The sequence below is a fragment of the Chryseobacterium sp. CG10_8 genome (genome assembly GCF_058117085.1).
Genome location: NZ_JBYVEB010000088.1, coordinates 1 through 12,534, shown reverse-complemented (window position 1 = coordinate 12,534; position 12,534 = coordinate 1). Strand labels below are relative to the sequence as shown.

Below are 12,534 nucleotides of genomic sequence, written 5' to 3'. Positions count from 1 at the left end.
TATTTTTTGATGTTTTTTAAAGCTAAAAAGTTCGATTTTTAGTTTTTCACTAACAATCGGAATCCTTCTCCGTGAACATTGATAATCTCCAATCCTTCGTCGTCTTTCAAAAGTTTACGAAGTTTTGCGATATATACGTCCATACTTCTTGCGGTGAAATAATTTTCTTTCTTCCAAATTTTCCTAAGAGCTAAATCTCTTGGCATGAAGTCGTTACGATGTTGACAAAGCAGCTTCAATAATTCGTTTTCTTTTGGAGAAAGCTTGTATTCGTTAGAACCAACAGTCAATTGTCTCAACATAGAATCAAAGAAAATATTGCTGATTTTGAATTGCTCTTGTTCTTCATTTTCTAAGGAATTACTTCGTTGAAGGATAGCTTTGATTTTGTACAATAATAATTCTGTATCGAATGGTTTTGTAATATAATCATCTGCTCCTAACTGATAACCTTTAAGGATATCTTCTCTCATGTTTCTTGCAGTAAGGAAGATGATAGGAGTGTTTTTATCCATTTTTTTCACATCTTCTGCTAATGAAAATCCATCTTTTTTCGGCATCATTACGTCGAAAATACAGATGTCAAATTCATTTTCGGTGAATTCTTTCAATCCTAATTCTCCATCGATGGCTAAGGTAACCTCAAAGTTATTGATGGTTAAATAATCCTTCAATACTGCGCCAAAACTTTGGTCGTCTTCTACTAATAATATTCTATTACTCATATTTTTGTATTTTGTTTCGTGTTTAATTTTTTCTAAATTTTATTTTACATCTGTCATTCTGAGGGTACCGAAGTGGAGTCGAAGAATCTTACGATTGCTCTATTTGACTTTATTGAACCATCTTATTTTTAAGGTTTCCTTCTATGGTCAGGATGGCAATGTTTTACTCTATTATTTTTATGTTTTTAGCTCATCGGAAGTTTTACTGTAAACCTACTTCCTTTTCCTTTCTGAGATTCAACAAGGATGGTTCCTTTATGAAGTTCCACAATTTTCTTTACATAAGACAATCCAAGTCCTTGTCCTTTTACATTATGGATATTTCCTGTTTCTTCTCGGAAGAATTTTTCAAAGATTTTCTTTTTATTTTCAGTTTCCATTCCCATTCCTTTGTCTGCAATCTCTATGACATAAAAGTTACCTTCATTTCTTGTTGATACGGTAATGTCGGGAGTTTCTGGAGAATATTTGTTAGCGTTATCCAGTAAGTTAGTCAACACATTAGAAAGATGAAATTCATCCACCTTAAAGTTGAATTTTTGAGCTCCAAAATTGGTTTTCAAACTTCCGTTACGTTGCGCAACGATAAGTCCAAAACTTTCAGTAATGGTGCGAATTAGGCCTCTAACATCAGTTTCTTTCAAGAAAAGTTTAACCTCATTTCGTTCCAATTTACTCATGTTAAGGACATTTTCAATTTGCTTCTTCATACGGAGGTTTTCTTGTTTGATTAACCCCGAATAGTATTTAACTTTTTCTGGATTGGTAGCTATTTTATCATTGTTCAATGAGTCAGTCGCCACCGAAATCGTTGCCAATGGCGTCTTGAACTCGTGTGACATGTTGTTGATGAAATCGGTTTTGACTTCCGATATTTTTTTCTGCTTCAACATGTAATTGAGTGAAATAATATAGATGCTCAAAATCGTTAAAAGCGATAGAAAAGTCCCCAAAAGCATCGGTAAATTATTTTTCGCCAAAGAATAATCTTTCCTTGGGAAAGTCAATTCCAAAGAATACACTGTCTGGTCCTTGCTATCCGTGAAAAGAGGGTAAGTGTAGGCATTGGTTTTACCTTGTTCTTGGTACACCTCATTAGTAACTTTCGTTAATTTGTCTTTGTTGTCTCTAATTGCAAAACCAAATTTGGTATCAATACCTTTAATTTTCAGTTCTCTTTGCACAACAGAATCCAGAACTTTCTTATCGGCGATTTCCTCAATAGGAAGGGAAGAAACTACAAATTTCGCAAATTTCGTAAAGTTATACTCACCACTTTCGATGGAGCTGTTAAGTTCCGAAGTCAGTGGAGTGGGTGTATTTTCGTCCTTTTTCATTTTTGTAATGGCTTCGTCATCATATACTTTGGCCACTTTGAGACTATCTCCACGATTGGAAATCGGGATGTCTTCCTTCGCAATAATACTTTGTTGGTAGCTGATCTGTCTTTTGGTAGCAGAATCTACGATGGTCTGGATGAGTGTCTTTGTGGGACTATCTCCAGTTGTTGCCATCACATTTTTGTCGAAGTTGTTATATTTTGCGTAGTATTTGTTGAATTCGATTTGGTTGATTTTTTTGGAGGAAGTCTCCATCACTTCATGAACTTTATTGGAAAAATCTTGTTCCAAAGCATCGTAATATCCTTTCAGCCAATAAAATTGAAGCGACACAAAGACGACCAATGAGATGGTCATGAATACAGAAATGATAGGAATGAATTTGTTATTCATTAGGTAAAATCGGTTTTATTTTGTTAAAACGGTTGATTTTAAGAATTTTATAACAGCAAATATCATGATTTATTGTGTTATATTTCTTAAAAGGATTGTTTTTAACATAATTTTGGCAATAATCGAACCAAAACTAAAAATCGGACAAAATGTTAGAAAAGACCATTAGCAAAGAATTCAATTGAATTAGGATGGTCCATTGAAGAAACTATTGACCTCTCGAAAAAGTGTTAAGGAGATTGGTGTTTTTTTAACGAAAAGTCTACAAATATTTAAAATTGAACTTGGATAAACGAGATCTTAGTCCAAAGCGGCTAATGTTTCTTCATCGAAAAGCGCTTCATCTATAAAATACTGGATGATTGCTTTTTTCATGAGAATTTGCTGTTCGTTTGGTTTCAATTCGGGAAGGGGTTCTATTTCTTCAAAATGAGGATAACCGTCTTCGTCATAATGGGAAAATTTGTAATATCCAAAAGGCTGAAGTAGTCTACAAACCGCGATATGAATAAGATTTAGTTTATCGTCTTTAGAATATTTTTGCTTTCCGCTTCCTAATTCTTGGATACCGATCAAAAATAATATAGTCTCAATCGGAACGTTCTTTTCTGTTCCAAAATTGGCTTCAAAAAAGGAATCTACTTTTTGCCAAAGTTCGGCTTCGTTGATGGGGTTCATTTTCTTATTAACTTTTAGTAGGTCGAAAGACATGGAAATCTCGAGTCAGTTCCAGATACTCGTCAGAATATTGTCTTGGAGCTTTTTCTATAACGAAATCTTCAGTGATGACTTCATGTTTCTCAGGACTGAATTCCAAAATACATCTTTTGAGCGGGCCGTCTTTTATACCAAAAATATTAATTCTTCTAATGAGGGATAGACGGTTTTGGGAACAGAGATTTATAAATTCTTCCCTGCTTTCGATTGGCAAAATAACTGAAAAAATACCTTCTTTGGATAGTATTTCGGAAGTTTTTTTAATTAAATTTTCGAAACTTAGTGTTCTTTTTTGTCTTGCAATGACATCTTTTTCAGAAGGGTTTTCTTCAAAATAGGGGGGATTACTGATGACGGCATCCCATTTTTTTTCATTACTAAATTGTGTATAATCGATTTCGATAGCATGTAATCTATCTCGAAAAATTGAGTTTTGAAAATTGGTTTGACAGAGTTCAACCGCTTTTGGATTAATATCTAAAGCTAAAATTTCAGTCTCTTCATAGCGTTGTGCAATCATCATGGAGATGACGCCAGTTCCGCAGCCGATTTCCAATGTTTTTTTTGAATTTTTGAGGTTGCAAAGTGCTCCTAACAAAACTGCATCTGTTCCCACTCGGAAAACTTCTGAAGATTGGTTAATAGTAAATTTCTGAAACTGAAATGGCTTCATTATAAGTTGTTCGGAAGACTAATAGTGAATTTGGTTCCTTTTCCGACTTCGGATTGGAGAGAAATAGTTCCGTTGTAATCATTAACCATTTTTCTAACCATGGTTAGGCCAAGTCCCATTCCACCGCTTTTTGATGTAAAGTTTGGTTCGAAGATTCTTTCCATCATATTTTCTAGAATTCCCACTCCGTTATCCTCAATAGAGATATTGATTCTTTTGTTGATTTGCTCGATGTCAACATTAATAATAGACTTGCGGTCTTCGCTTTTTGCTTGGATGGCGTTGGTTATAAGGTTGGTAATAATACGATTGAGATAGATCTTGTCCATATTAATCATAATATTATCCTTGTTAGCGTGAACAAAGATCTTATCATCATTGAAGATTCCTAAGATATTATCGATCTCGGTGTTAAGATTAAAGGTTTCGTTATGTTTTTTAGGAAGTTGTGCAAATTGCGAAAAAGCATTTGCAACAGTCGCAACCAAATCAATGTGATCCAGCATGGTTTCGCTCATTTCTTTCACCTTTTTGGTGGCGTCGGGATCATTAACATCAAATTTTCTTTGAAAATTCTGAATTGTTAATTTCATTGGAGTCAAAGGGTTTTTCACTTCATGAGCAACTTGCTTTGCCATCTCTCTCCAAGCTTGTTCCTTTTCGATAAAACTGAGACGCTCTTTTTGTTCTTGGATCTGAAGAATCATCTTGTTATAGGCCTTTACCAAAACGTTGAGTTCATCATTGTGATAATATTTGATAGGGCTTATTTCTCTATCAAGGAAATTGATTCGGGTAATCAATTCAGAAAATTTGGTCATCGCCTTGGTGAGATTATTAGAAATAATCCAACTTAACCATACGCTGAAAATAATAATGATAATATTGACCAAAATCATGTACTTAAGATATTTGTTAAGTACCTCGAGGTAGGCGCTGTCACTATGATAGTAAGGTATATATGCAACTCCTATCGGATTGAAGTGATTATTGGTAATAAGACTATATGATGATGTCTTATTAGCATCAGTTTTCGTATCAAACTCTTGGATATCTACTCGGTTTTTGGTTTTGATGACCTTTTTTAGGATATTGTCTGGGATTTTCTTTTGAGTGACACTATCACCATCTTTATTAGAGACCAAGTAATTTCCTTGCAAGTCATAGATGGTGATGTCTTGTTTTGTGACATCCGAAATTTCTAAGATTTTACCTTTGAGAACGATGGGGATATCTTTGGTCTCGACAGGAAACTCACTTAGCGCATAATCAAGGTAAGCCATTAATGCATTGGTTTCCTTCTGCATTTCGGTTTGGCTCTGTTCTTTGGCGTGATTCTTTAAAACGATATATGATAATATAGAGGACCCAGTCATCGTCAATAGACAAATTACCAGAAACCCCCAAAAAACTCTATTTCGAAGTCTATAACCTTTATAATTAAAGAATGCCATTCATTTTATTTAATAACTTAGAAACGTATTTCCCAATGATATCGAATTCCAAATTGACCAAATCACCGATTTGAAGATATTTCATGTTAGTATGTTCCCAAGTGTATGGAATAATGGCTACGGAAAATTCGTTTTCCATCGAGGAAGCCACCGTGAGACTGATACCGTTAACCGACACAGACCCTTGCGGAACAGTAATAAAATCTCCTTTGGAATGATATCTAAAAGTAATGAGATAGCTTCCGTTTTCATTTTGGATGTCGACTACATCTGCGGTTTCATCAACATGACCTTGCACATAATGACCGTCTAATCTGCTGTCTACCTTCAAACATCGTTCCAAATTGACGAAAGTTCCAATATTCCAATGTTTTAAATTAGTTTTTTTTAGTGTTTCTGCGATGGCTGTTACCGTATATTGTTGGTTTTCAATGTTAGTTACGGTTAGGCAGCATCCATTGTGAGCAACGCTTTGGTCGATTTTTAATTCATTAACAAAATCGCAAGATAGTGTAAAGTGAATATTGCTTTCTTCCTTTGTGATATTTTCTATTTTTCCAAGACTTTCAATGATACCTGTAAACATAAGATTGTTTTTCCTAAATTTGTATGATTTTTAAAATTCAAATATACTAAAAATGAGTTCGAAACAACAGAAAATAAGAGTAGGGATTTCGATAGGTGATTTCAATGGGATTGGTCCAGAGATTATTATGAAGGCGCTCAGCGATAAGAATATTACTCAATTTTTCACTCCTATTATTTTTGGTTCGGGCAAGCTTTTTACTTATCAAAAGAATATTTTCAAACTCAATAACCTTAATTTCAATTATATCACAGATGCCACACAAGCGCATCATGGTAAAATTAATATGGTTAACCTTACCAAAGATAATGCGAATGTAGAATTGGGTAAACCGACAGAAGAATCTACCAAAATGGCGATTGATTCGTTGGATGCTGCAACCGAAGCTTTGTTGAAGAACGAGATCGATATTATCGTAACGGCTCCTATTAATAAGGACGAAATGATGAAGTTGGGTTTCAAACATGCGGGTCACACAGGCTACTTCGAAGAAAAAGCTAGTAAAAAAGGATTGATGCTTTTGGTGGCTGATGGCCTACGAGTTGCGGTTTCTACACATCACATTCCGATTTCTGAAGTGGCTTCTCAGATTTCAAAAGAAAAATTGAAAAAGCAGATTAAGGTGCTTAGTCAGACATTGATTCAGGATTTTTGTATTGAAAGACCAAAGATTGCTGTTCTTGGTCTCAATCCTCATTCCGGAGACGGAGGAGCAATAGGAAAAGAAGAAATCGAAATTATCGAGCCTGCTATTAGAGAGTTATTTGATGATGGAATTTTAGCATTTGGTCCATATCCTGCGGATAGTTTTTTTCAACCAGAGAAGTATAGAAACTTCGATGCGGTGTTAGCGATGTATCATGACCAGGGTCTTGTTCCTTTCAAGACATTGGCTTACGATGAAGGAGTTAATTTTACTGCTGGTTTGCCTTTTATCAGGACTTCTCCTGACCATGGAACAGCATATGATATTGCTGGAAAAAATGTAGCAGATGCTAATTCGTTTTTACAATCAATTTTTACAGGAATTGATATTTTCAGAAATCGTGAAGAGTATCTTGAGTTGAGAGAGAATCGGCTTCAACCAAGAAGGAATAATCATGATAATGGGGTTGATGAAGATATTCCAGAAGAAGAGAACGCATAACGGAGGTAGGTTCTACAACGGCGAAAAGCTTGATTTAGACAAAGAATTTGACTAAAACCTTTGTTTCTTTCCAGCAGAGAGAAAGTGATTGAGAATTAATTTGAATTTTTTGGTAACTAAATCTGAAAATTAATTTGTTAAATAAAAAAAAACATTATCTTTGCACACTCAAAATTATGGACAAGCTGAAGAATTATGAAATAGCATTTTCCGGATTGAAGAACGGAAAGCATGAGTTCAGTTTTGATATAGATAAGGAGTTCTTTCTACTTTTTGACACAGAACAGGAATTTCAGAATCCTAAAATTACGGCTAATGTTTTGCTTGAAAAACACAGTACATTTTTGGAGTTTGAAATCAAAACTACTGGAACAGTGGAATTGATTTGTGATATTTCGGGTGATGATTTTGATTATCCGATTGAGAACGAAATCAAGGTTCTAGTGAAATTTGGTGACGAATATGATGACAGTGATGAAGATGTTATTACGATTCCTCAACACAGTTTTGTGTTTAATGTGGCACAACTCATCTATGAAGATGTAGTATTGTCAATTCCAATGAAGAAAGTGTCGCCAAATGTTTCGGAAGAGGATTTAGAGATTTTGGATCAATATAGTCCACATGAAGGTTTTGACGAAGAAGTAGAAGAAGAGAAAGAGAGTGACCCAAGATGGGAAGCTTTGAAAAAGTTGAAAGACAATAATTAAAAAATAGTTTATAAAATATGATGAGATGATGAATCTCATCGCTCATCAATTAAAAATTATTAGAAATGGCACATCCTAAAAGACGACAGTCATCTACAAGAAGAGATAAGAGAAGAACGCACTACAAAGCAGTTGTTCCACAATTGGCAAAAGACGCTGCAACTGGAGAATTACACCTTTACCACAGAGCGCATTGGCATGAAGGTAAATTGTATTACAGAGGAAAAGTAGTATTGGAGAAAAATACAGAATCTGCGGAAAGCTAAAATCCAAGGATTTAACGAAATTTTACGGAAAACCATTCGAATTTGTAAAAATTTGAATGGTTTTTTTTTGTTTTTTAGTATCTTTGGGGGAATAATCAAAAATCAAATTTATGGACATTAAGGATATACAAAATCTGATCAAATTTGTATCCAAAGCTGAAGTTTCTGAGGTAAAATACAAAACTAAAGATTTCGAAATCACTATTAAAACTCCACTTGCTGGAAGTGAAAACGTGAGTTACATTCCACAACCTGCTATGTATGGTGCTCCAATGGCTCCACAAGCAGTAGCTCCTGCAGCAGCTCCTGTTGCTGATGCATCGAAAACAGAAGCCGCGTCTGATGATAGCAAATATTTGACTATCAAGTCGCCGATGATTGGTACTTTCTATAGAAAACCAGCTCCTGATAAAGATGTTTTTGTAAACGTTGGAGATGAAGTTAATTCTGGAAAAGTAGTTTGTGTTATCGAAGCAATGAAGCTTTTCAACCAAATTGAATCAGAAATTTCTGGTAAAATTGTGAAAATCCTTGTTGATGATGCTACTCCAGTAGAATACGATCAACCTTTATTCTTAGTAGATCCGTCTTAGTTATGAATGATGAGTGATGAGTGATGAGTGATTTCTCAACACATCCAATTCATAATTCGTAAATCATAATTCATAATTAAAAAAAATGTTCAAGAAAATATTAATTGCCAATCGAGGCGAGATCGCGATGCGAATTCTTCGTTCTTGTAAAGAAATGGGAATCAAGACAGTAGCTGTTTATTCTACTGCAGATAAGGATAGTCTTCATGTTCGTTTTGCAGACGAGGCAGTATGTATCGGACCGCCGATGAGTAAGGATTCTTATCTTAATATTCCTAACATTATTGCAGCGGCAGAAATTACCAATGCTGATGCTATTCATCCTGGTTACGGGTTTTTGTCAGAAAATTCTAATTTCTCAGGAATCTGTGCGAAAAATAATATCAAATTTATTGGTGCGACACCAGAGCAGATTGACAGAATGGGAGATAAGGCTAATGCTAAAGCTACCATGAAAGAAGCTGGTGTTCCGTGTGTACCTGGTTCCGAAGGATTGATTGGAAGTTACGAAGATGCTGCAAAAACAGCTAAGGAAATCGGATATCCAGTGATGATTAAGGCTACAGCAGGAGGAGGCGGAAAAGGAATGCGCCGAGTTTGGAACGAAGAGGAACTTAAAGAGCATTGGGAATCTGCGATTCAAGAAGCGGTTGCTGCGTTCGGAAACGGCGGAATGTACATGGAGAAATTGATCGAAGAACCGAGACACATCGAAATCCAAATTGCTGGTGATCAGTATGGAAAAGCCTGTCACCTTTCTGAGAGAGATTGTTCTGTACAGAGAAGAAATCAAAAATTAACAGAAGAGACTCCTTCTCCTTTTATGACCGAAGAGCTTCGTGAAAAAATGGGAGAAGCAGCAGTTAAAGCTGCGGAATATATTGGTTACGAAGGAGTTGGTACTGTTGAGTTTTTGGTAGATAAACATAGAAATTTCTACTTTATGGAGATGAACACTCGTATCCAAGTGGAGCATCCAATTACTGAGCAAGTTATTGACTACGATTTGATTAGAGAGCAGATTTTATTAGCTGCAGGTACGCCAATTTCTGGTGCTAACCATTATCCAAAATTGCATTCTATCGAATGTAGAATCAATGCAGAAGACCCTTATAATGACTTCCGACCAAGTCCAGGAAAAATTACCGGTCTTAACATTCCAGGTGGACATGGTATTAGAGTTGATACTCACGTATACTCTGGTTACACCATTCCTTCCAACTACGATTCGATGATTGCTAAGTTAATTACAACAGCTCAGACTCGTGAAGAAGCCATTGCTAAAATGAAGCGTGCTTTGGAAGAGTTCTATATTGAAGGTGTAAAGACGACGATCCCTTTCCACAGACAATTAATGGAGCATCCTGATTATGTTGCAGGAAATTATACTACTAAATTCATGGAAGATTTTGTGATGGATCCAGATTTTGATAATCACTAATATTCTGAAAATTTATTATAACTTAACCGTCTCAATTTGAGGCGGTTTTTTTGTGCAATGATTTTTTTTAATGAAAATTAGGGGCATCTCCGTTGCGTAGCATCGATTGATTATACATAACAAAGCGGCCAACGGATGCGTAAATATTATGTGAGTTTTACTAAAATCAAAAAAGAATATTGTGAGAAATGGGCATCATAACATTGGAAATAAAATAGGATGGAGCAAAAAGCCTTTTGTTTTGTTACTTTTTTTGTTTTTCAGTTTTGGTTATTCACAAGCTATAAAAATCTATGTGACCGATGCCGAAACGGGTAAAAATATTTCTAAAGCAAAAGTATGTTTAGAGGGATTTGAAATCCCTGCAATAGCAATGAAGTACAATAAGAAAGGGAAATATTATTATACCAATGAAATTCCTGCAAATTACAATACCGTAATAGTATATCATAAAGAATATAATGAGAAAGGTTTTCAGAATGTGGATGGATTACCCAAAGAATTGTCTGTCAAGCTGCACAAACCTTTATATAACTATTATGATTTTATTGATAAAAAAGAGAGATACAGTGATCAGTTTCCTCATGTTTTCTTTGTTGAAGACCCTTACAAAATTGTGATACGATCTTCATCTAATATATCATACAAAGAATTTAAAGACAAATTGTTTGCTTATATAAAAGAAAACAATATAGAGATAGAATCAATTAATCCTTTTCGTGAATTTCACCATAGAAGTAGAAAAGATACTATAGCAAATGCCAAATACAATAAAATTTGCTCAGAAGATATTGACAGATTCACGTCATGCATATATCCTTTTGTTTTTGGTTCGGATAATCAGGATGGATGTAGAAAAAGTATGATGGATACATTTGATACAAGTCGAGTTGCTATTTTTTTTAGGAAAAAGGATAAAACTAAATTTAAAAGATATAATGATGAAATAATAGAAAAAATAGAAAAGAGTCAAGAGTTTCGTATATATCCCGTTTTATATTATAAGGAAAATATAATGGAAGACAATCTTGAATCAAAAAAAATTAATAAATCTAATCCTTATAAGGAAAGAGATAGGGCTAATAAAAAATTTAATCAAAAAAATAGAATTGATTCTTCTGCAATTTATTTTTATAGTAATGAATATCCTCTTTACAAAATAAATAAAAAGCATATGGGTTATGCAGATGAAGAACCTAATAAGGGATGTGTAAAACATTTTAAACTTATAGAAAAGAATAATTGTAATCCTATTTATATAACGGATAATTTGGATGAATCTTTCTGTTTATTTCGGGATGAGAAAACAGATGAAAATAAACTAAATTCATTAAATTTCAACAAATATCATGGATTAGGATTAGGCATTTTGGATATCTATGAATACTATAATTCAATATTTAAAAAATAAAATACAACATGAGAAATTGGCACTATACATTAATATGTAAATCACAGGTTACCCATTTTGTGTTGGTAACAATATGGAATACCAACACCAGATGGCATCTCAGTTTTATGTTTGTTTTACTGTTCTTATTTAGCTTTAGTCAATCAGGACCGTTGATTTTTCCTGATGACCCTATTTGTAAAGTTCAGCAAAAGAAAGATTCTATTTTGTATTTGAAACTAAAAAAAGAATCAAAGTCTGTGGATTATAAAGAACTTACCCAAAAAATAATGGAAGATATTCGTTGGGATTTGTTGGATAAGCCTAATATAATTTTTTACTTGGAGACAAGAAAAGCGCCAAGACTTGTGCTTATGGAAGATGATGAGAAATCTATTTATGGATGCCATTTCCATCGAAAATCAATAAGTCCCAATTATAACGATTCTATATTCTGGACCAAGAAAAACATTAATTTTATTGTGAAAAAGCACAAAAAAAATATGATCCCCGATATCGGTTGGTATTTTATTAGTAAAAAGGACACTTATCCTGTAATAAGTCATCAAAAATTAATAAAAGAGGCCTTACAACAAAAACAAGGGATTCTAATACAATCATCTAATGAAGAATCTGCTTTTAGATATTTTGCTTATGATAAAAAAAAGAAAAAACTAATTCTAAGAGAAGATGACGACAATATTAATAGACTACAACTTACTTTTAATAATGAATTAGGCAACATCGTTATTGTAGAATATAAGTATGTGGATGATGATAAAACTATAAAAAAAACATATCAATATATAGATAAAAAATGGATAGAAATTATTGACGAAGACTAAGAGCCTGTTGACATTTGAACTCTATTTTTACCATTAATAAACCTTCAGGTGTGAAGAAATTGAATTAAGGAAATGTAGCTTAATGATTGTAATAAAAACCAATGAATTGATTTTTTAATTTCACGCCCTTAATTAACCGAATACCTTAATGTTAAAAAAAGAATAAACAAAGTTTATTTTTATTGAGAAAAAAATGAGAAATCAAAAAAAAAGCAAATAAAATTCAGACAGGTTCTAATAATTTTTAAAATTTT

13 protein-coding genes are annotated in these 12,534 nt (G+C 33.8%); 7 read left to right on the top strand and 6 right to left on the bottom strand.

What is annotated here, in order from left to right:
- Positions 1-38: 38 nt before the first annotated feature.
- The 6 genes from AC4AGG_RS12700 to AC4AGG_RS12675 all read right to left on the bottom strand — a co-directional run bounded on the left by AC4AGG_RS12700 (position 39) and on the right by AC4AGG_RS12675 (position 5,888).
- Positions 39-725 (bottom strand): response regulator transcription factor, encoded by a 687-nt coding sequence (locus AC4AGG_RS12700; RefSeq protein ID WP_489772381.1) that lies wholly within the window; start codon positions 723-725, stop codon positions 39-41.
- A gap of 185 nt (positions 726-910) precedes the next feature.
- Positions 911-2,458 carry a sensor histidine kinase gene (locus AC4AGG_RS12695; protein ID WP_489772380.1) on the bottom strand — a complete coding sequence of 516 codons (1,548 nt, stop codon included), beginning with the start codon at positions 2,456-2,458 and terminating at the stop codon, positions 911-913.
- A gap of 300 nt (positions 2,459-2,758) precedes the next feature.
- A complete protein-coding gene (locus AC4AGG_RS12690) occupies positions 2,759-3,136 on the bottom strand; it encodes a hypothetical protein (protein ID WP_489772379.1) in 378 nt (125 codons plus the stop codon).
- Between the two features lie 7 nt (positions 3,137-3,143).
- Positions 3,144-3,848 (bottom strand): tRNA1(Val) (adenine(37)-N6)-methyltransferase, encoded by a 705-nt coding sequence (locus AC4AGG_RS12685; protein ID WP_489772378.1) that lies wholly within the window; start codon positions 3,846-3,848, stop codon positions 3,144-3,146.
- Entirely contained in the window at positions 3,848-5,302 is a 1,455-nt protein-coding gene (locus AC4AGG_RS12680; protein ID WP_489772377.1) for an ATP-binding protein, read from the bottom strand. Before AC4AGG_RS12680 ends, AC4AGG_RS12685 begins: the two co-directional genes overlap by 1 nt.
- Positions 5,289-5,888 carry a riboflavin synthase gene (locus tag AC4AGG_RS12675; RefSeq protein WP_489772376.1) on the bottom strand — a complete coding sequence of 200 codons (600 nt, stop codon included), beginning with the start codon at positions 5,886-5,888 and terminating at the stop codon, positions 5,289-5,291. Before AC4AGG_RS12675 ends, AC4AGG_RS12680 begins: the two co-directional genes overlap by 14 nt.
- Before the next feature lie 52 nt (positions 5,889-5,940).
- On the opposite strand from AC4AGG_RS12675, the gene pdxA reads away from it, so the two are divergent.
- From pdxA to AC4AGG_RS12640, 7 genes are all read left to right on the top strand, one after another.
- Positions 5,941-7,035, top strand: coding sequence for a 4-hydroxythreonine-4-phosphate dehydrogenase PdxA (gene pdxA, locus AC4AGG_RS12670; protein WP_489772375.1), 1,095 nt, complete (start codon positions 5,941-5,943; stop codon positions 7,033-7,035).
- 176 nt (positions 7,036-7,211) lie between these two features.
- The gene (locus tag AC4AGG_RS12665) at positions 7,212-7,745 is read left to right on the top strand and encodes a YceD family protein (RefSeq protein WP_489772374.1); all 534 of its coding nucleotides are present in this window, start codon (positions 7,212-7,214) and stop codon (positions 7,743-7,745) included.
- 65 nt (positions 7,746-7,810) lie between these two features.
- A complete protein-coding gene (gene rpmF, locus AC4AGG_RS12660; RefSeq protein ID WP_489772373.1) occupies positions 7,811-8,011 on the top strand; it encodes a 50S ribosomal protein L32 in 201 nt (66 codons plus the stop codon).
- Positions 8,012-8,121: 110 nt separating this feature from the next.
- Positions 8,122-8,604 (top strand): acetyl-CoA carboxylase biotin carboxyl carrier protein, encoded by a 483-nt coding sequence (accB, locus tag AC4AGG_RS12655; RefSeq protein WP_489772372.1) that lies wholly within the window; start codon positions 8,122-8,124, stop codon positions 8,602-8,604.
- Between the two features lie 85 nt (positions 8,605-8,689).
- Entirely contained in the window at positions 8,690-10,045 is a 1,356-nt protein-coding gene (gene accC, locus AC4AGG_RS12650; protein WP_489772371.1) for an acetyl-CoA carboxylase biotin carboxylase subunit, read from the top strand.
- Between the two features lie 181 nt (positions 10,046-10,226).
- Positions 10,227-11,456 (top strand): hypothetical protein, encoded by a 1,230-nt coding sequence (locus AC4AGG_RS12645; protein ID WP_489772370.1) that lies wholly within the window; start codon positions 10,227-10,229, stop codon positions 11,454-11,456.
- A gap of 8 nt (positions 11,457-11,464) precedes the next feature.
- A complete protein-coding gene (locus tag AC4AGG_RS12640; RefSeq protein ID WP_489772369.1) occupies positions 11,465-12,280 on the top strand; it encodes a hypothetical protein in 816 nt (271 codons plus the stop codon).
- Positions 12,281-12,534: the final 254 nt, after the last annotated feature.

What these genes read in the sequence shown, in the direction of transcription:
- AC4AGG_RS12700 (WP_489772381.1), bottom strand. Translation starts at nt 725, where the DNA reads ATGAGTAATAGAATATTATTAGTAGAAGACGACCAAAGTTTTGGCGCA.
- AC4AGG_RS12695 (WP_489772380.1), bottom strand. Translation starts at nt 2,458, where the DNA reads ATGAATAACAAATTCATTCCTATCATTTCTGTATTCATGACCATCTCA.
- AC4AGG_RS12690 (WP_489772379.1), bottom strand. Translation starts at nt 3,136, where the DNA reads ATGAACCCCATCAACGAAGCCGAACTTTGGCAAAAAGTAGATTCCTTT.
- AC4AGG_RS12685 (WP_489772378.1), bottom strand. Translation starts at nt 3,848, where the DNA reads ATGAAGCCATTTCAGTTTCAGAAATTTACTATTAACCAATCTTCAGAA.
- AC4AGG_RS12680 (WP_489772377.1), bottom strand. Translation starts at nt 5,302, where the DNA reads ATGGCATTCTTTAATTATAAAGGTTATAGACTTCGAAATAGAGTTTTT.
- AC4AGG_RS12675 (WP_489772376.1), bottom strand. Translation starts at nt 5,888, where the DNA reads ATGTTTACAGGTATCATTGAAAGTCTTGGAAAAATAGAAAATATCACA.
- pdxA (WP_489772375.1), top strand. Translation starts at nt 5,941, where the DNA reads ATGAGTTCGAAACAACAGAAAATAAGAGTAGGGATTTCGATAGGTGAT.
- AC4AGG_RS12665 (WP_489772374.1), top strand. Translation starts at nt 7,212, where the DNA reads ATGGACAAGCTGAAGAATTATGAAATAGCATTTTCCGGATTGAAGAAC.
- rpmF (WP_489772373.1), top strand. Translation starts at nt 7,811, where the DNA reads ATGGCACATCCTAAAAGACGACAGTCATCTACAAGAAGAGATAAGAGA.
- accB (WP_489772372.1), top strand. Translation starts at nt 8,122, where the DNA reads ATGGACATTAAGGATATACAAAATCTGATCAAATTTGTATCCAAAGCT.
- accC (WP_489772371.1), top strand. Translation starts at nt 8,690, where the DNA reads ATGTTCAAGAAAATATTAATTGCCAATCGAGGCGAGATCGCGATGCGA.
- AC4AGG_RS12640 (WP_489772369.1), top strand. Translation starts at nt 11,465, where the DNA reads ATGAGAAATTGGCACTATACATTAATATGTAAATCACAGGTTACCCAT.